Raw genomic sequence first — 22,222 nt, 5'->3', positions numbered from 1 at the left:
TCCGACTTTTTGGCTATTATAGCCCCAAATGTGGATAAAATCCACTATTTTTAGAACAAGTAAAATCCACCCTGTGGAATTTACTTCTACAAGGTGGAAGTTAGTTTTACAAAGTGGAATTAGCTTTTACAATTGACCAAACAAAGAGTTATTTATAAAACTGAAATGCATATAATAAGCCCAACATAGAAACTCCGTCCTTGGTTTCATTATTTTTTAGCATCTCAAGTACTTGTTCTTTTGGGAGCCATTTTTTATATGCAACTTCATCAGTATCGAATAGTGAACCTTGAGGCGTTCTCTTCTTAAAAAAGACCACTTCCAGACCGCTTTATTATTCCCAGAATTCAAGGAATAGAAATATACATAAAAAATAGGACGTTGCCGTAGCACCGCCCCGTCAAAGCATTTCTGCTTTTTATGTTATCTTGATTGTAAAAGGTTCTGTTTCAAATTGTCAAGGTATTTACAGTAAAAATAGCCTGTTATGGTGTTACTGTCATCTAGCTGGACCATACACATGGAGTCTTCCATTGTTAATACCTGATGGATTCTTTTGTATGCTTTTTCAAATGTCCAGCAGCAGTTTTCGACAGTGTTATAGTATTCGATGTTCCTTTCAACCACACATTCTAAATCTTTTTCTGTCATCATTCTGTAATTCATGATTCACCTGCCTGCTATATTTTTTCAACAAGGATTATCTTATCATAGTCACGCAAATGGACAAAATGAATCTATACACACAAAAAAATCGTGAATTTTGGACAAATAAAAAATTCCGAAAAGCCTATAAATACTAGACATTTCGGAATCAAAAAGTTAGAGCGATAGACGGGGCTCGAACCCGCGGTCTCGACCTTGGCAAGGTCGCGCGTTACCAACTACGCCACTATCGCATATATGTAAAGTCGCTTTCGCGACAGCAAAGATAATATTAAAGCATTAGTATTATCATGTCAAGAGTTTTTTATAAAAAAATTCACTCTATAATACCAAACAAAAATACGATAGCTGGAATTGTTACTATAGACAGTAATGTTGACATTACAACTGTCTCTGCTGCGTACTGTCTGTCAGAATCATACAGGTCAGCATACACTGCTATATTAGAACCAACAGGGCAAGCTGCAGCTATTAACAATGCAAGCTTCATCTGAGCAAATACCACGTTATCCGGCATAAACGTCATTAGCACCAACACAATTAAAGGTATCACTGCAAGTCTTACAAGAGCTACAAAATATAAGTACTTCTTCCTAAACATCTTTATAAAATCAGTCTGAGCCATATATATTCCAACACTTATCATAGCCAGCGGTGTATTCATTTCTGCAATTGAAGCAATGCTCTTCACAATAAAGTGAGGCATTTCCAGACTGCTTAAGTAAAGGACCATTCCTATGCATATGGCAATAAAGAATGGCGCAGTTACAACCTTTTTTAGCGGAATTTTTTCTATCCTGTCTTCTCCTTTTAGCACAGAAACTCCGTAAGTCCACTGAAACACGTTCAAAAAAGCTATAAATGGGGATATATAAAAAACTACATCACTACTCATGCATGAAATAATGAGTGGTATACCAAAGAATCCCGGATTCGAATAAGCTCCCGCAAATATTTCAACAGGTCTTTTTCTGAAGATCATGCTCGAAACAAAAGTTGAAATAGTTAGTATTAAAAGAGCTAATATCGCACTGATAAGTAATCCTGATAATTCGCCTTCCGCTTTTTCCCTGATAAAGCTTCTGATTATCACGCAGGGAAGTGAGAGAAATATAAGTATATTTCCTATAGTCTTACTTCCTGCACTGCTTATCTTGCCGCACTTAAACATAATATACCCACACGCAGCAAATACAAACATAGTACATATCTGAAAAAAGATTGTATGAACCATCACCCAAGCTCCTTCAGATATGGAAGTAAGTTGTCCAATACAACTTTATATCCATCAGCAAACATATGCATACCATCTATCGCATATGTTTCATTGAGATTTCCTTCAGCATCAAAGAGACCTTCATTTACATCAATCCATTCAAGTCCCCTTAACTCTGCCATTTGGGCTACATCCGCATTCGCCATTTTTATTCTTTCGTTGGATCGATTCTTTAGCACTTCCTTCATATACGGAAGCTTTTCTCCAAATGTCGGATTAACAGGATAATATCCCAAAAGAATCACTTTGGCTTCCGGAAGCTTCTCTTTTATAACATCCAAAATCATGCCGTAATTTCCAAGGAGAGCATCCTTGTCATATTCAGCACCATTTAAGTCATTTGTTCCTATGTTTATAAAAATATATTTTGGCTTAAGAGAGAGAATGCATACATCTACATTGTCCAAAAGCTCACTTGTAGTAAAACCACTAATTCCTCTGTTATAGATTTCCAGCGAAAGCCCCAATCCTCGCTGCATTTCATCTATCGGGAACTGCTCCATAAGGCTTGAACCAACGAACAATATCTGCCCCTCATTCGCAAACCTGTTAAGCCTTTTATATCTTTCTACCTTAAGCTTCTTTTCATTAATGCTTCGCTCTTCAATATAACGCTGCAATTCTGTATTCATTGCTCTCTCCACCAACTTCACTCATTTTTTGTAATCAAAATCCGGTATTTTTTCCCATCTTTCTTTCAAGTAATGTGCCACCATTTTGGGTTTTCTGTCTCTGGTGAAAATACCTTTTTTATTGCCCTGAACTCTGATAATTCCCTGACTTGTGGCAAAATCCGCAAAATTCCAGACCTGCTCACCGATCAGCTCTTTATAACTATCCATAACCCTATGGTTCATCTTATAGTACTCCACCTGGTACTCCTCAGTGAACATAGTAGGAATTGTATCTCTAAGCCCCATTACAGTATCAGCGCCATATTCTGTGAACATGAACGGCTTATCCTGAGCCTTCCAGAAATCCAGTTCTTTTCTCATAAGTACTTCTGCTGTCTCCAGATCTCCGCCGCACACATACCAGCCATAGTACCTGTTAAGGCAAAAGACATCTGAAAGCCTCAAAGAACAATCCCTGGTATTGTCATCAACCTGCATTGTCACCATTGTGCATGGTCTGCTTTGAGGGTCTGATTTCCTTGCAAGTTCAAAAAGCGGTGCAAAATACTCATAAGCGCCTTCTCCTGCCGAATCAGGCTCATTTGCTATGCTCCACATTACAACACAAGCATGGTTCTTGTCTCTGTTTATCATGTCTCTTATAACATCTTTATGATGCTCAAATGTCCTGATTCCACCTTTTTCAGGCGGATCAAATGTATTCACCTTTGCGCCATTTTTGAAATTGGCTCCGCCGCCAAAGTTCAAATGAATTCCAACAGCCGGACACTCGTCAATTACCACAATACCCTCTTCATCGCAGAGCCTCATCATTTCTTCACTATATGGATAATGACTGGTCCTGAAACTGTTAGCTTTCTGCCACTTCATAAGACTGATGTCCTTGCAGTTCATAGGAATGTTGATGCCACGCCCTGCAGGAAATGTATCTTCATGCTTTCCATAGCCTTTGAAGTAAAATGGCTTATTATTTATAAGGAACTGCTTCCCGACAACTTCTACAGTCCTGACTCCATAAGGAAGTTCATATTCATCCTCATCAAATGTCACTTTGATGGTATAAAGGTATGACTTCCCCGGTTCCCAAAGATTTACATCTTTTAATTCTACAGTGCCTTCAGTTCCAGTGGAAGAAGCAACCTCAGTGCCCTCCCTGTCTATTACTCTTATGCTGCAATCCCCACTGCCTTCTGTAAAAATGTGATAACGTAATTCTGCCGAGTGCTGTCCAAAATCCACATCTGATGTTACTTCAATATCTTTTATGTAGTTAAAAGGAGTTGTATACAGTTTTACTGAGCGTGTGATCCCGCAGTAATTAAAGAAATCAAACTTAGGTGTATTTCTTTTTTTCACTGCTTCTGTCATGTGACTTACGCCACCGATCATCGCCGATACCGCGCTGCTGTCCTCGCCAACAGGCAGAGTCTCATTGCTTATTCTGTTATCTACAGCAATAGTCAAAAGATTCTCTTCCTTTACCATTTCTGTCACTTCAATTTCAAAAGGCAGGAAGCCTCCTTTATGTCTGCAGATTTCTTCGCCGTTGAGATAAACAATGGCACTATGAGTTACCGCATCCATCCTGAGAATGATTCTTTGACCTCTGAAACTCCTTGGCACACTCACCATTCTCTGATAAAAAACAAATCCATAATGCTCTTTTAATTCCGGATTCTCTGTAATGTCGTTGTATGAGGATGGAACAGGCATGTTAAGTGCATCATCTAGTTTCTTTTCATACCACTTTTCCTCAAAGCCTTTTCCGTTGTCCGCCTTAAACTTCCATACCCCATCAAGGCTCATCACTGTTCTTGATATCGTATTTGTCTGATATAGCATCTTATCTCCTTTAGCCCTTTACAGCTCCAATAGTAATTCCCTTAACAAAGTACTTCTGCAAGAATGGATAAATGATCATAACCGGCAAAACACCCGCAACCGCCACTGCCATCTTAAGGGCTACTGACGGAATACTTGCAGCAAGTGCTGCTGAATCTCCGGAAGCAGAGCTCATAAGGAACTGTACATCCTGAAGCATACGGTTAAGTAATACCTGAATGCTGTAATATTTATCCTTGTTTATATAATACAACCCATTTGTCCAGTCATTCCAGTAATGAAGTCCTACCAAAAGAATAACTGTGGCAATTATAGGCTTTGACATTGGAAGAACTATCTGAAGCAATATCTTCCACTCGCCGGCGCCATCTATTCTGGCCGCCTCCAAAACTGCGTCCGGAATATTTGACTGGAAATATGTCCTCACCATGATAACGTAAAAAGCATTCATCATAAGATTGGGTATAATAAGTGCCCAGTATGTGTTTGAAATGTGGAAAAATCTTGACCACATGATATATGATGGCACTATTCCGCCGTTAAACAGCATTGTAAAAAACAAAATGAATGCAAACACATTTCTATATGGCAGATCTCTTCTTGAAAGCGGATACGCAAAAAGTATCGTCAATACCAGATTTGCCAGTGTTCCAATGAATGTTACACAGATAGTTATTATGTAACCTCTGATAATATCATCAGTTCCTGTTAAAAGATATTTATAAGCTGCAAAATCAATGTCCTTAGGGAAGATCGAATATCCCTCACGTATCAGTGTTGTCTCTGAAGTAATTGATGATGAAAACATGATCAAAAACGGAACCAGACAAAACAGACAAAGCAAAATCATTACTATATGATCCACAACCTGAAAGGTCTTATTTTTCTCTACCATCGCTATTTCTCCTTAGAACAGAGCATCTTCTGCGCTGATTTTTCTAGTCAGTATATTGGCACCCAAAACCAGGATAAAGCCTATAATTGACTGATATACTCCGGCCGCTGATGACATTCCGATGTTATTGCTCTGCATGAGAGCTCTGTACACGTAAGTATCAATTGTGTTTGTCACATCAAGAAGTGGTCCTGAACTCATAGGAACCTGATAAAACAGACCAAAATCTGAGTAAAATATTCTTCCTATGCTCAAAAGAGTAAGTGTTATGATAGTCGGTTTAAGAGCCGGAAGTGTAACATGGACTATTCTTTTCCATCTGTTCGCTCCATCAATTGCTGCTGCCTCATAATAGCCGCTGTCGATACCAACGAGTGTTGCGTAATAGATTATTGTGCTGTATCCAAAGCCCTTCCAGATGTGAACAAGCACAAGGATAAATGGCCAGTATTGAGGTGATGAGTACCAGCTTTTGGCCTCCAATCCAAACAATGGAAGGATAGTATTGTTAAAATAACCATTGTCTGTAGCTAAAAATGCATACACAAGATAACTGGTAACTACTATTGAAATCAGGTATGGAATAAGTATTACAGTCTGATAGAATTTTTTGCTCATTGCTGATCTGAGCTCATTAAGCAAAATAGCAACCGTAATAGCTATAATTGGTGTTAAAAAAATAAAAAGGATATTGTATCCAAGTGTATTTCTTGTAATGATCCAGGCATCACCCTTAAAAAGGAACTTAAAGTTACTAAGTCCAACCCAGGGACTTGCGATTATGCCTTTCCTAAAGTTAACCTGCTTAAAGGCAATGACTATTCCAAGCATTGGAATGTAGTTATTTATAAGCAGGTATGCAAGTCCAGGCACCATCATCATATATAAAGGGATAAACCTTTTTAGCTTTGTCTTTTTACTTCTCATATCTAAACCTTTCTTTAAAAAAGGCTGCACATTTCTGCACAGCCATTTCATTCACAGGCAATTTATTTTGTAGCAGCCCACTCATCAAGCTGTCTCTGTTTTTCAGCAATGATAGTCTGAAGACCTGCGTTGTCCATCTCTTCAACAAATGTTGGTATTGTTGTTTCCGGATCAAGCTGTCCTGCAAGTAAAGCCTGATAGTACTTGTCATAAACGTTTGTAACTGCTGTTACTTCATTGAGTACTGATGAGTTATCAAAAACAAATCCCTTTGCAGGAGACTGCTTAGCTGATTCATTGAATGCATTAAGTTCTTCCCACAATGTAGCTGAATCGCCTTCCCAAACAGGTGTGATCTGCTCATTAGGCCATCCCCAAGCCTGTCTTGCATAGCCTACTGTAGCTGCATCTTTTCCTTCCGGATATCCGATGCTGCCATCAGCTTTGTATTCATAGTGAACGCCTTCGATACCATCAATAAAGAGTGTTGAAAGCTCTGGATCTGTATACATAAGATTTAAAAGTGCTACTGCTCTGTCATAGTCAACGCTTGTCTCGCTCACGCACCAAAGTGATGATGAAAGCTTAGATGTGTATGAAAGAGGCTCCTTATATCTCCAGCAAACAAGATCACGGCCAACTGCTGCTTCTGTCTCTTCTTCAAAGCCAACCTTCATATGAGAGAAACGACCGAAGCCTTTTCCTGTCTTCATGAGGTTGTTTCCGGATTCTGTGTTAGATGAAGCATCAGGCATGATAAGACCTTCTTTAGCCCAGTCATATGATGTCTGACAGATTTCTTTGAAAATATCACTTGTGAAGTAGTTTTCTACTGTAAGTGAATCGCTGTTGTAAGGATCAAGAAGTACACCGAAGTTGTCTCCAAGTGTATCTACAGGAGCAAGTCCTCTGGCATCTTTGAAATCAGGAACAACCGGATACATATCTGGATATGCCTCTTTTACCTTGACAAGAACATCGTGAAGATCGTTGAAATCCTTGATGTCATCGACATTTACGCCAAGTTCATCAACAATGTCTTTTCTCATGATAAAGCCAAGATCTGCTGCCTTATCCTTATTAGGAATAAATGCGTAGATGTCGCCTCCAACAGAACCGCAAGCCCAGTCAGAATCTGAAACAGAATTAAGTGTCTGTGCACCATATTCAGGAAGAATATCTGTGATAGGATGAATCTGTCCGGCATTTGCAAGTGATGTAAGACTGAGTGTAAAAAGTGGGAAGATATCCACCTGCTCGCCTGATGAAAGAAGAAGATTCATCTGTGTTGTATATGAACCAAATCCGATTCTTGTAAGCTCTACATCGCAGTTAAGTTTCTCATTTGTTATCTCGCTTACAGCTTTAGAAACAGCCTCGGCCTGCTCTGTATCAGCATCACCAAACATATAGACTTTCATAGTTACATGTTCACGGTCAGAAAAATCATAATCGCTCACTTCAGCTACTGTTTCTGAAGCTCCTGCTGTATCTGAAGAAGCATTTTCAGTTTGAGTCTCTGTCTTTGAAGCATCGGTACTGTCCGCACTTCCTGTAGCCTCCTGACCGCAACCCACTGTCCCAATAGCCATCATGGTGGTCAGAAGTAATGCCAAAACTTTCTTTTTCATCCTTTTTCCTCCTAAAATTTGTGGATAATTGTTACTGCTTGACTGTTGATAAAAGAATGATAGTAAAAAGCAGATCACCATGCCACAAGACATATGACCTGCCAGTATAAAAATTAAGACCAATTTTTTGATATCATTTTTACAATGTTAAAAATCTTACTTTTTGTACAAAAATTCTTACATTCGTTCAGTAGAGGGCGTTATTCCAAATACCTTTTTGTATGACTGAGCAAAATATGACGAATTATCATACCCTACTTTTGACGAAATAAAACTGAGCGGAAGCTTTGTTGTTTTTATAAGGCCTCTTGCCACCTGCATTTTCTCGTTAAGAATGAAGTCAACCAGCGTAACCCCGGTCTCCTTTTTGAATGCTCTGGATAGATAATCCGGATTAAGATTGAGTTCCTGTGCCAATTCTGACCGTCTGATCTCCTCGCTCATATGCTCATGTACATATTTCTTTACATAGGCTTCAAGATCCAGGTTACTGTCAGGAGGGGTGTTGGTTAGAGCCAGCATGCTGTCCACATACTCAAGCATTCCATCAAGACTTCCAACAGCCTTTTGATAAAGGTCATACCTTTGCTGCTCTTTTGCTGACAATTGCTCTTCCGAAGACATCTTTCTGATCACTTCGTTTACAAGATCCGTAAAATCCATGTAAAAGAAATGAAGCTCTTCACTATCAAGCTCTCCCTTTCTGCCCTTTTCCCCCAGATACTCCGCTATTTCTGCGCGGAGAGTGGTTTTATAACCGCTGACCAGATAGTCTCTCCACCGCTTATAGTACTCAGCAAAACCTCTTGCCAGAGATTTATTGTCATTCTCATTTTCTTTCTCACTTAACTCAATAAGCCTTGCTCCGGGAAGAACGTTTCTTGATGCTCTCTCCGATAAATCCGCAAAAGCTTTAGATATTTCCTGTATCTTAACAGCTTTTGTGACGCATAACGCCACGTCCTTGCTGATGATCCGCTGCACATGGTCCAGAAATATTCCAATCTGCCTTACAATTCCATCATAATCCATGATGTATTTATCTTTGGTAAAGATAAGCGCATAGTAACATTTCTGGCTTCTTGCAAATATCAGCACATTCTGTTCATAACCATCAAAAAGCTCATCAAGGATATTTTGAAAAACAAAGTTTAAAAGAGAAACCTCAAACCCCACATCTCTAAATTGAACAACAAAGGGATAAACATCTGTGCCCCAGGCAGGCAGACGCATAGCTTCCTGATATTCGTCGTAAGCTTTTTTATCCATGCTTCCAACAAGCAGCTTTTCAAATATCGCCTCAGTCAAAGATTCCTTGTGTGTCAGCATTGCTTTGCCATAAGAATAAATCTGACGCTTTGCCCTTTTTTCCTCTATTCTCTGCATAGCTCTAAGGACCGCTGCTCTTACCTCGTCATATGGAGCCGGTTGCAAAATATAATCTATGCTTCCCTCTCTTATAGCCTCTTTCATATATTCAAAATCCGCATGGGCAGTCAAAAAAATCACCTCAGTATCAAGGCCTTCTTTTCTTATCCAGGAAAGGAGCTTGATCCCATTCTCCTGTGGCATTTCAATATCACTGAGCAGAATATCTATGGATTCTTCTTTTAGGATTTTCCTTGCCTCAACAGTGTTATAAGCACAAAAGAGCTCATCAATCCCCATCATCTTCCAGGAGATTCCTACCTTCAGTCCTTCGACTACACTTTGGATATCATCCAATAATAGAACCTTCACCTACTTTAACCTCGTTCCTAATAAAGATTTCTGTCTCAGGACCATTATAATTCCCAAATACAAAATAAACGTTATCGCCATACTGTAATTTAAAACGCTGTATCATGTTATTTAACCCTATGTGCCATTCGGCCTTTTCGTCCGGGGCAGACTCTCCGCCACTCATATTGAGCCTTTCAAGAATCTCTTCATTGTAGCCCTTTCCGTTGTCAGAAATGATGAAATGAGCTATTTTCCCATCTTCAGATTCAAGAACATCGATCTTTACTTTTATTTCCAGCACTTTATCAGCTGTGTAGCCGTGTTTTACAGAATTTTCCACCACAGACAAAAGAGATATCGAAGGAATTTCAAAATACTCCATTTCTTCATCACATTCTATCTCATACTGTATTCTCTTTTCCATGCCAACACGCTGAAGCTCCAGGTAATTCCTGATAAATTCAAGCTCTCTTGTTACAGGAATGCTCTCGCCATTTTCACTAAGAATATACCTTAAGTGCTTAGACAAAAGAACTATCGCATTCTCAGCATTTTTATTATTCCCAAGCTGTATCATTCCATAGATACTTTTTAAGCAGTTTAAGTAAAAATGGGGCCGTATCTGAAGCTGATAGTACTGGAGCTGCGTCTGGTTCATTTCAAGCTGCCTCTCGTACAGTTCGTTTTGAAGTCCTGAAATACTGACGAGCATTTCATTCAAAGTCTGATATACCTTTTTGAATTCTTCACTTTCATTTCCCGGAACTTCGACTACAGATCTGTCAGTTCCCATTTTTTCCATTGTTTTTTCAAGCCTGTTGAGGGGTTTTAAAAAAATCCTGTTCAAGATGTAGAAGCTGACAGGCACTATGAAGAATAAGAGAATCGATATGATAACAAGCAGGAACTGTGTGCTATGTATGCTTTGCAGCATCCTTATCTTAGGGGATATATACGCAATATGAAGATCTGAATTGTTTAGCTTTTCTTCTACAAAGAGATAGTTACCCCCATCTAGTGCAAGTATACTTTGCGCATCCAAAAGAGATATATCAGCCGGAACAAAGCTGTCTATCTGATATATATTACTATTGTCGAATAAAATAAATCTTGAACCATCACCCACATCTTTATTTAGTTCTTTTAACAGCTCACTAATATTTATCATCCCAATAAGACAAGTATCCCTCTGCTTTAACGTTCTCCACAGATAATACTCATCTTCAATGGTATGAATGATCCAGTTTCTTCCAAGACTTATATTTCCGGCATCGCTCTGCTGTCTGATGTAGTCCAGGATAGCTACTGCGCTTACATTATTTGTGTTTGCTTTATTGGCAGCAAATCTATAAACTCCTTTTTTAGGTGATGCAATGGCACTGGCCCACCAGTCCTTATTTATGTACATTTCAGAATCAAGATTTTTCATGACTTCATACAATTCCATGTAGTCCTTGTACTCATCTTTTTTTCCGAATGCAAACATTCTAAAGTCAGGTTCATTGGCCACAATATTTAACATAGAGCCTTCCATTTTTGTCATAGAATACTCTATGTCTTTTACCTTAAAAGCGAGCATATTTGAATTGCTGTCTATGAGTTTCTCATTGTACTCAGAGAGCACATACATGTTGAATGCAATAATAAGAACAATCAGGGGCGCAAGTGCTCCTATTATTACCAGGAGCACCTTTCCCCTTAATGAACAAAATACTCTTTTAATCATTTGAACCTACTGCTTTTTGAAAAGATTTAATGACATCATCTAAATCCAAATCCACTCCAAAACTTGCAAGGCTCTTAAGAGGCATTCCCTTTATCATTTCTGCGAGCATCATATCCGGATTTTCTTTATCTGCTGCCGCAGCGAACATTCCTGATTTCTTTGCAAGCTCTTCCATCATCTGATCAAATGCCTTTGATGTTCTTGGATCTTTTGACAGTTCCTCAATAGTAGTTGCTCCATCAATCTTAAATGGAGGAAGGACTTTTGTTTCATTTTGTACGGAAGCGCTACACAAAATATGGTCGCTGGAATCTCCAACCAGGATTTCATAATCTCCTGAAGGAGCATACCATCCCTTCATATCACTGTTCCAGTAAGCCAGGCTGCGACTATCGATTGTTATACTGACCGTCTTTGTTTCTCCCGGATTTAAAGAAACTTTCTTAAAGCCCTTTAGCTCTTTTACCGGTCTACCGGAAGTACCTGTGTGGTCGCTTACATACAGCTGAACAACCTCTTTTCCCGCTCTGTCGCCGGTGTTGGTAACATCTACAGAAACTTCGATTTCAGAATTGTCTGTCATTGTGCCACTTGAAAGTCTCAGATTATCAATTTTAAATGTTGTATAAGACAGACCATGACCAAATGCCCATCTAACCGGCATTTTCTTCGCATCATAATACCTGTATCCGACGTAAACTCCTTCAGCATAATCAATAGTTCTTCCATCTCCGGGGAAATTCAGATAACTTGGGTTATCCTCAAGATGGTATGGAAAGCTCTCTGCAAGGTGTCCGCTTGGACTTATCTCACCAAACAAAAGCTTGTCTGTAGCCTCACCAACTCCCTGTCCACCAAGGTACATTTCAAGGATTGCTCCCACATTATCTGCCCAATCTGCTTCGATAGGGCTTCCATTGTGAAGAACTACTACTGTATTTTTTTGAACTTTTGCCACCTCTTCAATAAGCTTAATCTGGGCAGAAGGAAGCTTCATATCTGCTCTGTCATATCCTTCAGACTCTATATAGTCAGGCAGACCTGCAAATATAACTGCAACATCTACAGATTTTGCCAATTCAATTGCGTCTGCCAAATCTTCATCTGTTATGCGATCTGCATCAATTGGGAATGCAGGCGCATATTCAACATTCCTGTTTCTTTTAGTCGCTGTATCAAGAGCACTTACTACTTTTGAAGAATTTATATGACTGGAACCGCCGCCCTGATATCTTGGAGTTTTGGCAAATCCACCAATATAGGCAACTTTTTTGTCTGCAGCAATAGGAAGTACTCCGTTATTCTGTAAAAGAACCGCACATTCACCCGCAATCCTGACAGCCTTGTCATGATCTTTATCTCTGTCAAATACTGCGTCAGCGTGTTTGCCATGGTTATCCACAAATCTGTAGACTATCTCCAATATCTTTTCCACAGCTGCATCAAGCTTGTCCTCTTCGAGAGCACCGCTCTTTACTGCTTCTACGATTTTTTTATCGTTGAGCGTTCCGGGGCCCGGCATTTCAAGCTCAAGACCTGCCTTTATTCCCTGCACTCTGTCATCTACAGCGCCCCAGTCAGTCATGACAAAGCCTTCAAAGCCCCACATATCTCTGAGGACGTCTGTCAAAAGATATTTATTATCCGAAGCATATGTGCCATTTATCTTGTTATAACTGCACATAACCGTCCAGGGCTGAGACTTTTTTACTGCTATTTCAAAGGCAGGAAAATAAATCTCATGAAGTGCCCTTTCGGAAACCTCAGCTGAGGTGCTCATTCTACGATATTCCTGATTGTTTACTGCGAAATGTTTGATACTGGTTCCTACATCTTTTGACTGTACGCCATTTATATATGACGCAGCCATCTCACCAGCCAAAAATGGATCTTCAGAAAAATATTCAAAATTACGTCCGCACAAAGGACTTCTTTTGATATTAACAGCAGGACCAAGGACGACACCTACATTTTCAGCCTGGCACTCATTGCCGATTGTTTCTCCCATCTCTCTGATAAGATCCACGTCGAAGCTTGCAGCCGTTGCACAAGCCGCAGGAAAGCAAACCGCTGAAATACTGTCATTGATTCCAAGATGGTCAGCTTCTTCTGCCTGTTTGCGCAGACCGTGAGGTCCGTCAGACACCATGATCGCAGGGACTCCTAAACGTTCCACTGCCTTGGTATGCCAAAAATCGGCTCCTGAACACAGACTTGCCTTTTCCTCAAGTGTCATGTCCTTGATAATATTTTTTATTGAATTAGACATTTTATTACCCTCCTAAATGTAAAAACTACACTTTATCAACAGTCAAGTAACAAAATATAGCTCATTATAACAAACCACATTACCAACTACAACACAAAAATATGCAGTTACAGCTCATCACAAACCTGATAAATCACGAATTTTAAATAATAAGATGAAGTTCCGCCAACCAAAATCGGGTGGTCAGCTGCCTGCTGCCTAAACTCAACCTGCTTGATACGCTTATGCGCATCATGAGCGGCATCAGCAATAGTTTTTAGGAACAGTTCCTCATCCATAAAGTGCGAGCAGGAACATGTTGCCAAAAATCCCCCATTCTTAACGAGTTTCATTCCTCGCATATTTATCTCTTTATATCCCGTAGTTGCCTTTTTTATTGATGCTCTGGATTTCGTAAATGCAGGCGGATCGAGGATTACCACATCAAAAAGCTCACCTTTTTTCTCCAGATCCGGCAAAAGTTCAAATACGTCGGCGCACTGGAATTTGGCGATGTTTTCGAGCCCATTAAGCGCTGCATTTTCTTCCGCCTGCTTGCAACCAAGATCTGACGCATCTACTCCAAGTACTGATTCCGCACCTGTTGCCGCACAGTTAAGCGCAAAAGAACCTGTGTGAGTAAAGCAGTCCAATACTTTTTTCCCCTTGCAAAAAGAAGCAATGGCTTTTCTGTTATTCTTCTGATCGAGGAAAAACCCTGTCTTTTGACCGTTTTCCACATCAACATAATACTTAACGCCATTTTCAGTAATAATGACCTTTGTGTCAAACTCTTTTCCCATAAAGCCTTTTGTTCTCTCAAGCCCCTCAAGTTCTCTTACCTTGGCATCACTTCTCTCATAAACACCTTTAATGTCGATTCCGTCTTCCTTGAGCACTTTCTTGCACAGATCTACGATCAGTTCCTTCATTCTGTCTGTTCCGAGGGCCAGTGACTCTATGACAAGTACGTCAGAAAATTTATCGATTGTTATTCCCGGCAAAAAATCTGCCTCTCCAAAAATAAGTCTGCATGAAAGCTCATTTATCGGTTCGTTAGTCGCAAGTACAGCTTTTCTGTACTCCCAGGCATCGCGAATTCTCTTTTCAATGAGCCCTGCTGTAACCGGATTCTCTTTTCTGCGGGACATCATTCGGATTCTGATTTTAGACTTAACATTGATAAAACCATATCCCATAAAATATCCGTCAAAATCATGAAGCTCTATAATATCACCATTTTCAAAGTTTCCTTCTACTTTATCTATCTCGTTATCATAAACCCAGAGTCCGCCCTTTTTAAGTTCTCTTCCCTGTCCTCTTTTCAATATGGCTACTGCGTTTGAAATACTTATTTCTGACATGTTATACCTCTTTTTGTTCTTAAAACATTCATTATTTTTAAATTATATGTTGACAATACACTAAATTTATTCTAAAATCAATTCGTTGTCACAGTTGTGATGATTATACAGATGCGATAGTGGCGTAGTTGGTAACGCGCGACCTTGCCAAGGTCGAGACCGCGGGTTCGAGCCCCGTCTATCGCTCTACACACCCAGATAATAATCTGGGTTTTTTATTATCGAGGCGTGGCTCAGTTTGGTAGAGCGCTGCGTTCGGGACGTTGCGCCGATTCCCGATTTTCAACTTCATATTTTTCACTACGGGGTGTGGCTCAGCTTGGTAGAGCGCGTCGTTCGGGACGACGAGGTCGCAGGTTCGAATCCTGTCACCCCGATTTTTTATGCTCTAATTCTACCATTTTTCTACCATTTTCCTTTTATTCTTCAGAAAAATATCTGATAACACAGAAAGCTCTCTATAAACTATATTCAATTGTTTAGTTACTGGTCGTTGTCATGTTCGGAATAATCCTTAAGAGGAATAATTCCTGTCATTGTATCTGAGATTTCTCTCTTAGCCTCTTTATCTTTTACTTTTGCATATATTTTAAGAGTGGTATTGATGTCTGCATGTCCAACCCACTTCTGAATGCTCTTAACATCCTTATTCTGATGGACAAGAATCGATACGCATGAACTTCTAAGACCATGAAAAGTAATATCCTGAGGCAGTTCAGGAATCTTCTTGATCAGTTTGCAAAACAGCTTTGACGGATAATCCGGATAAAAAAGCGACCCATCAACATGTTTGAAGATGTAGTCGCTCTCATAGTAATTGTTACCGCATAGCTGTCTGTATTCATTTTCCTTATCCTTTAACATTTTGAACATTTCAATCTGTTCATCTGTCAGAGGGTACTCTCGTGTACTGGAGTCAGTTTTTGTTGAATTGACTCGATTGATGACTGTTCCTCTTGTAACAGTATGGTTTATGCTCATAGTCTTATTCTTGAAGTCCAATGCAGACCATCTTAGACCAAGCAGCTCCTCTCGCCTAAGTCCAAAGAACAAAGTGACATAGAACAGTTCGTAAAGCTCGTGGTCCTTTATTGCATCCAAGAAACGCTGAGCTTCTTCATAAGAAAAAAATTCCTCGTCTGTGTCTTTCTCTTTAGCATACTTATTTGCCAGGTTTTTATTGATCACAACTTCCTTAGCGGGATTTGTAGCTATCAATCCCTCCTTGACGGCCTGCTCCAGAATACTGCTTAGAAGAACTTTTGTATCTTTGACTGTTCTGCGCTGAACCTTATAGGTTTTGAACATGTCATCAAGAAAGTTCTCGACCATAGTTTCATTTACATCTTTGACTTTAGTATCACCAAAGTAATTTTTGATTCTGTTTGTTCTATAAAAATAAGAAGAAAGGGTTGTATCTGAAACCTCTCTCTTCTTCTTTTCAAGAAAACCATCCGCATATTTACTTAATGAAATATTTCTGTCTGTGCTTTTAACTTCCTTTTTATTAAGAAGCCTGCTTCTCATCTCTGAAGCTTTTTTGATATTCTCGGGCGTATCTTTTAGCCCGGTGGATATCCACTGCTTTTCGAAGGTCTTGCTGCCATCCTTAATTATATAGTTATTCTTGATAATATATAGATAGCCGCTTCTGCCCTGGATACCCGTAGCTCTTTTGCCGCTTTTCTTAGGTCTTGCCATTCTCAGCTTGCCTCCTTAACAAATTCTACATCGGGATACATGAATTCCAGAAGATATAACTTTGGAATTCTGTACTTCCCGGCAATCATCATAGATCTGATTGTGCCATCCTTCAGATAGTCATAGACCTTGTTCCTTCCTATCTTGAGGATTTCCTTAACATCTGTAGGTGTGAGTATATCATTATACCCAACTAACATATTCGTGTATTCCATGTCTGCTCCTTTCTTTGTTCTTCTTCATTTCAGCTACGATTTCCTTTACCGCTTCATATGGTGTGGGATCTTTCACTCCACACACATCTCTGAAATCAAGAAGTTCTTCCTTTAGTTTTCGGTTTGCTCTTTGTCTGTTTCTGTTTTTCATTTTCCTCCTTTCTGAGAAACACACTTCTCCCGTTCTTTTGTGGTATCGGCGACATCTGTATCAGGAAACGCCGGGCTCTTTGCGACATCCGGATTCCCGGGAAACGCTTTTTGTTGATGAACCAGTTTGTTTTATTCTGTTTTCTTGGTTCTTGTTAAGAACATTTCTGTTCTTTAATTGTACTATATCATTTTATTTGGTTCTTTGCAAGCACTATAACGTGCTTTTTATAAAAATGTTCTCTATATGTCCTTTTTTGTGCTTCATATCTGTTATAATCTGTGCTACCATATCAGTAATGAATTGTTAATTATCAGTAATGGAGGAATCCGCATGATTACTATAAGCAAAGCATTTGGACAGGATCCGGTAGAGTTCAATGACGAAACTGCTGCAGACAGAGTTGGGGCAAGAATACGCACCATAAGAAATGCGAGAGGATTGTCGCTTGCTGAACTTGGTGAAAAAGTTGGGTTAAATGCCGATAGAATGCAGAAGTATGAAAACGGGGCAAGAAAGCCAAAAACAGATATGCTCAAAAAGATTGCGGAAGCACTTGGTGTAAGTACGCTTGCATTGGCAGATCCGGTTACAACCAGTTATATTGGCGCCATGTATGCTATGTTTGAACTTGAGCATAACTTTAATATGAAAATCGAGCCCACAGATGAAAATCATGTACCCGGATTATGTCTTACGGTAGATTTTAAGGATAGTCTCTATGGATACATGAAAGACTGGTATGATGTATACGCCCAGATGAAGTCCGATCTCGAGGTTGCTAATTCCGAAGAAGAAAAAGCGGAAATCATAAATGCCTACCATAATTGGGAATGGACTTATCCACAAGGAATTGTTGATAAGACGGAGAAGAGCCTTGAAAAAGCCCGCCTCAAGAGAAAGATAGCGGAATTACAAGAACGATACGATCAGCTAGATCAGAATGATAGCGACATAGAATAGAGGAGATTTATCTATGGTATCTAAAGAGTACTTTGGAGAAGATAAAAAAATAGAATTCAAGCAAGAAATCCCAGCGAAACACGAGAAATTTTTAAAGGATATTATTGCTTTTGCTAACACGAGTGGTGGAAAAAGCATAATCGGAATTGTTGACGAAACAAAAGAGGTTGTGGGCATTGGGGACCAGAGCCCATTTAAGCTCTCTGATTCGATTTCATCGATGATTTCGGATTCGTGTACACCGCTTATTGAGACTGACATATATCCTCAATCGGTGGAAGGCAAGACAGTTCTTGTTGTTGAAGTTTTTCCGGGAAAACATAGACCATACTATCTGGCTAACAAAACAAAAGAAGATACTTCATATGTAAGGGTTAACGGAACCAGCAGGCCGGCAGATCCTGTTACATTAAAAGAACTTGAACTTGAAGGGGCCAGCCTGTCATATGATTCAATGCAAGAAATCGGCATTGATTATGACGAGAAAAAAGCTCTCGAGTTATGCAGAGTGGTAAAAGAAATTGCTATATCTAATTGTGAGACAGAGGATGAGAAATTAGCTGTAAAAGATATGACCATAGGGAAACTCGAAGATATGGGTATGCTTTGTCGAAGCGGAAGAGATTTAGCGCCCACACATGCATTTTCTTTAATGACAGATAATCACTCTCGTTTTGCCAAGATACAATGTGCCCTGTTTAAAGGAAATGACAGAGACATTTTTATTGATAAAAAAGAGTTTGAAGGTCCTATTTATGAGCAGTTATCTGATGCATTTCGGTTTATCTTGAAGCATATTAACATTGGTGCTGAGGTCAATGGGCTCTATAGTAAAGATGTCTATGAGCTCCCAATAAAGTCAATCAGAGAATTGGTTGCCAATGCAGTTATTCATCGAAGCTATTTAGTCGAATCTAAGATACAGATTTCCATTTTCGACGATAGAATTGAAGTAGTATCGCCAGGAACGCTTTATGGCGGAATGGATTTTGCAACCATGAAAACCGGAAGATCAAAATGCAGAAATCAGGCCATCGCTGATATGTTCCAGTACATGCACATAGTTGAAGCGTGGGGAACCGGTATTCCCAGAGTTATCACATCATGTAAGCAGTATGGTCTGCAGGAACCTGTTTTTGAGGAATTTGGTGACGGAATCAAGGCTACTGTTTATAGGTTGCAAGCGGCAAAAGCAAGCGACAAGCGGCAAAAGCAAGCGGCAAGCGACAAAAACAAGCGACAAGCGGAAAATATAAGCGGCAAAGCCAAGACTACTGAAAACAAAGAAGTGATAGTTGCTTATATTACTAGTCAGGGAAATGCCAAAACATCAGAGATTGCTGAGCATATTGGCCTTAGCCAGCCGAGAGTTAGGGCTATACTATCCGATCTTGTAGCTGAAGGAATAGTTGAAGCTGAGGGAGAAAGCCGGGCACGATATTATAGAATTCGATAAGAGATTCTCCAGCAGTTCGTTGGACAGATAGAATTGAATCCAGCTCAGTCATCGCCAAACTTCGTGATGAGGTTAAGGTAATAGTTGCTGTAAAAAGTCAAGATAAGGGAAAATACCGCTTTGTCAGCAAATAAAACATCACATAAAGCTGAACCAAGTTGGTTCAGAAATCAATTAACAAGCGGAAAAGATTTTTAACTTCTATGAATTAGTAAAGGAGAAGATTGATTTATCCATCATCAATCTTCTCCTTTTTTACAAACATCATCAGTTTAATACTATTAATTATCTGACGTGTATCCATACTTAGAAGCTAGATACAAGAATCCGACAAAACCGTTTTCGTCTAATAATGATAACGCGTCAATACCGGCAGGAATTGTAACGATTACTCTGTCTCCTTTATATTCTCCGTCAAGGAAACTAATCTCAAGTGTTACATCAGGTCTTTCTGCTAGGGCGTCCATTACCATCTTGTGGAAGGAAATGAAACGTGATGTTTCAATCTTCACTGTTGCTCCTTGCCCTGCTTTTCTAATTTTATCTGTAGTATTCTTATTGAACACATAGTAAGCAGTTATAGGCACTCTTGTCTGAATATCTCCGCAAATGTCACATTTATACCTTAATTCACCATCACTATCTTCTGTTGCTTCTATTGTTTCCCAGACATAGTGGTGTGTATGAGCTTTTTCTTTGCTCTTTGAGTCATCCTTCTTTGAAGGTGATGAGTTTTTTGTCCATGTGATCATTACAGGTGAAAGACCATTAAAATGTGTGCTGATACCTGAAGAAGTGTTTGTTGTACCAGGCTTCTCTATTTCTCCGGCAGTCTTGCCGTTAGCACTTGTTCCAATCATATGGGCAACGCTAAAACTATATTCATCGCCATTGGTTCCGTCAGGATATGGCAATACTACATCAATGCCCTCTGCAGGGAAGTTCTCAGCAGTTGCTGTAGTCCAGGTTGAACCTCCGTCAGTTGAAACCATCAGTTTAACATCGACAAGTTTCGATCTTTCTTTTTCTTCTTCTGTTGTAATTGAAAGAGCTGTTTCCAGAGCATCTTCAATTTTTGATACTGTGTTGAAATCGCTGTTTTTCAGGTCATCAGAAATGCTGTCATCAGACAGATCTTCGACTTCTACCTTTGTTTCTTCAGACGGCTCAGGTCCTTCACTGATTGTATAAGTTGCAGATGCTACTTCACTGTCAGTCATTCCATCCTTTACAGCTATTGCCTTGATAGTTGTGGTCTCGCCAACTGAAATTGCGCTGCTGTAGGTTGTGCTTGAAGAAGTTGGTTCACTTCCATCTGTTGTGTAGTGGATTGTTGCTCCCTCTGTTGCACATGAAATTGTTTCTCTCTGGGCTTCTGTATATGTACCTGCGTCAGGTGAGAATGCTGGTGTTGCTACTTTCTGCTTTTCTGTGAAAGTATAAGTAAATGTCGTTGCTTTCGTGATAGTCGTATCTGCCGGGTTCTTGTCCCAGCTTCCGCCTGTGTAACCTTCAGCCGCCTTCATGCCGGTAGGCACGCTTGCAGGCTTAGATCCACTTTGAACAGTCTCCGTCTTGTCTGTTGTGCTATTATCCGACCATGTTCCGTTGACTACCGTGTAGGTTACGGTATAGGTCGGTGCTGTATATTCTGCAATCGTCAGCTCCTGATTATCAGAAGCCGTGGTCGTATCTGTTGCCTTTAAACGTACATAATATGTTCCGGGTACAAGACCTGAGATGTCGCTTCCTGTTCCAGCAATCCAATCCGTAGCATCCGACTTCTTATATTCCATGGCGGTTGTAACACCGGTCAGCTTTCCGTCATTGTTGTCTGTAGTCGTACAGTCAACTGCTGCAGCTGTAGTAGGTGCATCTGGTTTTGTCTTTGCCGTCGGAGCTGCCAGTGTAATAGAGGCATCTGCGGTAGGAGTACCGGAAACCGTAATCTGCGTATAGCTGTTGCGGGTCACGGAGATTCCGTTGACTTTGGCAACGCTATAATCTGTCGGGAAATAATAACCTTCATTCGCTGTATAGACCACATCTGTCATAGCACCTGGCAGTCCGGTCTGGGTTGCCTCACCGGATTCTGCAGTCTTTGTCATATTGCTGCCCGGTGTGATGGTCACACTATGGGTAGCATCCGCAGTCTCAATCGTAAAGACTATCTTTAACGTTCCCGTTATATTATCCAAAATCTCACCATCATACAATACGCTGGATGACGCATCACCTGTCCAAGTTCCGCCCGACCAGCCTGTGCCGCTGATGTTAACGATAGAGGCAGTTACTTCGATCTTGGTGAATTTCCCTGATGCAGTCGTAAATTCTCCGGGACCAGTGATATTTTTAATTGAACAGTCTAAATTGCCAGTTATAGTAATATTATCTTTGGTGAAAGATTGAACAAATTCGTATCCGGAAATATCATTCGCATACAATGTTACAGTAGTTGACGCCGCATACGCCGTCAGGCCCATCCACGGCATCAGCCCGACGAGTATTGCCAGCGTGAGCAAAAAGCTTAACAGCTTCCTGCCTAATTTTTTTTGTTTTAACAATTTCATAAGCAACAACCTCCGTAATGATTGTAGTAAGTATTCCTCACAATTTGTACGCATACTAACTCGAAATATATTATAGCTACCCCCCCCGAAAAATCAAATAGGCTCTCGGAATCTCTAGCCCAGATTCCAAGGGCTTTTTCTTTTTTTCTTTTTTCCAAATCCCCCCAATTTCCCATAAAATTTTAAAAATAGGGGTTGACAAACCCTCCAAAATCTGCGGCCGCTTCGCGGCCT

At 40.0% G+C, this 22,222-nt stretch carries 18 protein-coding genes and 3 tRNA genes; 4 read left to right on the top strand and 17 right to left on the bottom strand.

Features of this window, described 5'->3' with window-relative positions; genetic code table 11:
• Positions 1-423 precede the first annotated feature (423 nt).
• The 12 genes from J6O61_RS18135 to J6O61_RS18080 all read right to left on the bottom strand — a co-directional run bounded on the left by J6O61_RS18135 (position 424) and on the right by J6O61_RS18080 (position 14,932).
• Complete coding sequence (locus tag J6O61_RS18135) at positions 424-666, bottom strand: hypothetical protein (RefSeq protein ID WP_292215721.1); 243 nt, start codon at positions 664-666, stop codon at positions 424-426.
• A gap of 160 nt (positions 667-826) precedes the next feature.
• Positions 827-899, bottom strand: a tRNA-Gly gene (locus tag J6O61_RS18130).
• Between the two features lie 83 nt (positions 900-982).
• Positions 983-1,900, bottom strand: coding sequence for an AEC family transporter (locus J6O61_RS18125; RefSeq protein ID WP_292215720.1), 918 nt, complete (start codon positions 1,898-1,900; stop codon positions 983-985).
• On the bottom strand, positions 1,900-2,574 hold the full coding sequence (locus J6O61_RS18120; protein WP_292215719.1) for an SGNH/GDSL hydrolase family protein: 675 nt from the start codon (positions 2,572-2,574) through the stop codon (positions 1,900-1,902). Before J6O61_RS18120 ends, J6O61_RS18125 begins: the two co-directional genes overlap by 1 nt.
• A 21-nt stretch (positions 2,575-2,595) precedes the next feature.
• Positions 2,596-4,419: a beta-glucuronidase gene (gene uidA, locus J6O61_RS18115; RefSeq protein ID WP_292215718.1), complete on the bottom strand. Its 1,824-nt coding sequence runs from the start codon at positions 4,417-4,419 to the stop codon at positions 2,596-2,598.
• Between the two features lie 10 nt (positions 4,420-4,429).
• A complete protein-coding gene (locus tag J6O61_RS18110; RefSeq protein WP_292215717.1) occupies positions 4,430-5,314 on the bottom strand; it encodes a carbohydrate ABC transporter permease in 885 nt (294 codons plus the stop codon).
• A gap of 12 nt (positions 5,315-5,326) precedes the next feature.
• On the bottom strand, positions 5,327-6,241 hold the full coding sequence (locus J6O61_RS18105; protein ID WP_292215716.1) for an ABC transporter permease: 915 nt from the start codon (positions 6,239-6,241) through the stop codon (positions 5,327-5,329).
• Positions 6,242-6,303: 62 nt separating this feature from the next.
• Positions 6,304-7,872, bottom strand: a complete 1,569-nt coding sequence (locus J6O61_RS18100; RefSeq protein WP_292215715.1) for an ABC transporter substrate-binding protein — start codon at positions 7,870-7,872, stop codon at positions 6,304-6,306.
• Between the two features lie 177 nt (positions 7,873-8,049).
• Positions 8,050-9,612: a response regulator transcription factor gene (locus J6O61_RS18095; RefSeq protein WP_292215714.1), complete on the bottom strand. Its 1,563-nt coding sequence runs from the start codon at positions 9,610-9,612 to the stop codon at positions 8,050-8,052.
• Positions 9,590-11,320: a sensor histidine kinase gene (locus J6O61_RS18090; protein ID WP_292215713.1), complete on the bottom strand. Its 1,731-nt coding sequence runs from the start codon at positions 11,318-11,320 to the stop codon at positions 9,590-9,592. Before J6O61_RS18090 ends, J6O61_RS18095 begins: the two co-directional genes overlap by 23 nt.
• On the bottom strand, positions 11,313-13,589 hold the full coding sequence (locus J6O61_RS18085) for a glycoside hydrolase family 3 C-terminal domain-containing protein (protein ID WP_292215712.1): 2,277 nt from the start codon (positions 13,587-13,589) through the stop codon (positions 11,313-11,315). Before J6O61_RS18085 ends, J6O61_RS18090 begins: the two co-directional genes overlap by 8 nt.
• 107 nt (positions 13,590-13,696) lie before the next feature.
• On the bottom strand, positions 13,697-14,932 hold the full coding sequence (locus tag J6O61_RS18080) for a class I SAM-dependent rRNA methyltransferase (RefSeq protein WP_292215711.1): 1,236 nt from the start codon (positions 14,930-14,932) through the stop codon (positions 13,697-13,699).
• Positions 14,933-15,045: 113 nt separating this feature from the next.
• On the opposite strand from J6O61_RS18080, the gene J6O61_RS18075 reads away from it, so the two are divergent.
• Positions 15,046-15,118 (top strand) — tRNA-Gly (locus tag J6O61_RS18075).
• Between the two features lie 117 nt (positions 15,119-15,235).
• A tRNA-Pro gene (locus J6O61_RS18070) sits at positions 15,236-15,309 on the top strand.
• 106 nt (positions 15,310-15,415) lie between these two features.
• Here J6O61_RS18070 and J6O61_RS18065 read toward each other — a convergent pair.
• Genes J6O61_RS18065 through J6O61_RS18055 form a run of 3 tightly spaced genes read right to left on the bottom strand, consistent with a single transcriptional unit; the run spans position 15,416 to position 16,999 of the window.
• Positions 15,416-16,633, bottom strand: coding sequence for a tyrosine-type recombinase/integrase (locus tag J6O61_RS18065; protein WP_292215710.1), 1,218 nt, complete (start codon positions 16,631-16,633; stop codon positions 15,416-15,418).
• A gap of 2 nt (positions 16,634-16,635) precedes the next feature.
• Entirely contained in the window at positions 16,636-16,848 is a 213-nt protein-coding gene (locus J6O61_RS18060; RefSeq protein WP_074891820.1) for a helix-turn-helix domain-containing protein, read from the bottom strand.
• A complete protein-coding gene (locus J6O61_RS18055) occupies positions 16,817-16,999 on the bottom strand; it encodes a hypothetical protein (protein ID WP_292215709.1) in 183 nt (60 codons plus the stop codon). Before J6O61_RS18055 ends, J6O61_RS18060 begins: the two co-directional genes overlap by 32 nt.
• Before the next feature lie 333 nt (positions 17,000-17,332).
• On the opposite strand from J6O61_RS18055, the gene J6O61_RS18050 reads away from it, so the two are divergent.
• Positions 17,333-17,962 carry a helix-turn-helix domain-containing protein gene (locus tag J6O61_RS18050; protein WP_292215708.1) on the top strand — a complete coding sequence of 210 codons (630 nt, stop codon included), beginning with the start codon at positions 17,333-17,335 and terminating at the stop codon, positions 17,960-17,962.
• 13 nt (positions 17,963-17,975) lie between these two features.
• Entirely contained in the window at positions 17,976-19,418 is a 1,443-nt protein-coding gene (locus tag J6O61_RS18045) for an ATP-binding protein (RefSeq protein ID WP_292215707.1), read from the top strand.
• Positions 19,419-19,699: 281 nt separating this feature from the next.
• Here J6O61_RS18045 and J6O61_RS18040 read toward each other — a convergent pair whose 3' ends face one another.
• Both J6O61_RS18040 and J6O61_RS18035 read right to left on the bottom strand, forming a co-directional pair.
• Positions 19,700-21,988 (bottom strand): chitobiase/beta-hexosaminidase C-terminal domain-containing protein, encoded by a 2,289-nt coding sequence (locus J6O61_RS18040; RefSeq protein ID WP_292215706.1) that lies wholly within the window; start codon positions 21,986-21,988, stop codon positions 19,700-19,702.
• Positions 21,985-22,164 carry a hypothetical protein gene (locus tag J6O61_RS18035; protein WP_292215705.1) on the bottom strand — a complete coding sequence of 60 codons (180 nt, stop codon included), beginning with the start codon at positions 22,162-22,164 and terminating at the stop codon, positions 21,985-21,987. The genes J6O61_RS18040 and J6O61_RS18035 overlap by 4 nt, the downstream gene beginning before the upstream one ends.
• Positions 22,165-22,222: the final 58 nt, after the last annotated feature.

Origin of the sequence: Butyrivibrio sp. (assembly GCF_017635265.1) — a bacterium.
Taxonomy (GTDB): Bacteria; Bacillota; Clostridia; order Lachnospirales; family Lachnospiraceae; genus Butyrivibrio.
This window is presented reverse-complemented; position numbering and strand designations above follow the sequence as displayed.

Coding starts and splice junctions, on each gene's coding strand:
- J6O61_RS18125 (WP_292215720.1), bottom strand. CDS start 1,900: ATGGTTCATACAATCTTTTTTCAGATATGTACTATGTTTGTATTTGCT.
- J6O61_RS18135 (WP_292215721.1), bottom strand. CDS start 666: ATGAATTACAGAATGATGACAGAAAAAGATTTAGAATGTGTGGTTGAA.
- J6O61_RS18090 (WP_292215713.1), bottom strand. CDS start 11,320: ATGATTAAAAGAGTATTTTGTTCATTAAGGGGAAAGGTGCTCCTGGTA.
- J6O61_RS18105 (WP_292215716.1), bottom strand. CDS start 6,241: ATGAGAAGTAAAAAGACAAAGCTAAAAAGGTTTATCCCTTTATATATG.
- J6O61_RS18120 (WP_292215719.1), bottom strand. CDS start 2,574: ATGAATACAGAATTGCAGCGTTATATTGAAGAGCGAAGCATTAATGAA.
- J6O61_RS18085 (WP_292215712.1), bottom strand. CDS start 13,589: ATGTCTAATTCAATAAAAAATATTATCAAGGACATGACACTTGAGGAA.
- uidA (WP_292215718.1), bottom strand. CDS start 4,419: ATGCTATATCAGACAAATACGATATCAAGAACAGTGATGAGCCTTGAT.
- J6O61_RS18080 (WP_292215711.1), bottom strand. CDS start 14,932: ATGTCAGAAATAAGTATTTCAAACGCAGTAGCCATATTGAAAAGAGGA.
- J6O61_RS18065 (WP_292215710.1), bottom strand. CDS start 16,633: ATGGCAAGACCTAAGAAAAGCGGCAAAAGAGCTACGGGTATCCAGGGC.
- J6O61_RS18050 (WP_292215708.1), top strand. CDS start 17,333: ATGATTACTATAAGCAAAGCATTTGGACAGGATCCGGTAGAGTTCAAT.
- J6O61_RS18060 (WP_074891820.1), bottom strand. CDS start 16,848: ATGGAATACACGAATATGTTAGTTGGGTATAATGATATACTCACACCT.
- J6O61_RS18035 (WP_292215705.1), bottom strand. CDS start 22,164: ATGGGAAATTGGGGGGATTTGGAAAAAAGAAAAAAAGAAAAAGCCCTT.
- J6O61_RS18055 (WP_292215709.1), bottom strand. CDS start 16,999: ATGAAAAACAGAAACAGACAAAGAGCAAACCGAAAACTAAAGGAAGAA.
- J6O61_RS18045 (WP_292215707.1), top strand. CDS start 17,976: ATGGTATCTAAAGAGTACTTTGGAGAAGATAAAAAAATAGAATTCAAG.
- J6O61_RS18110 (WP_292215717.1), bottom strand. CDS start 5,314: ATGGTAGAGAAAAATAAGACCTTTCAGGTTGTGGATCATATAGTAATG.
- J6O61_RS18040 (WP_292215706.1), bottom strand. CDS start 21,988: ATGAAATTGTTAAAACAAAAAAAATTAGGCAGGAAGCTGTTAAGCTTT.
- J6O61_RS18100 (WP_292215715.1), bottom strand. CDS start 7,872: ATGAAAAAGAAAGTTTTGGCATTACTTCTGACCACCATGATGGCTATT.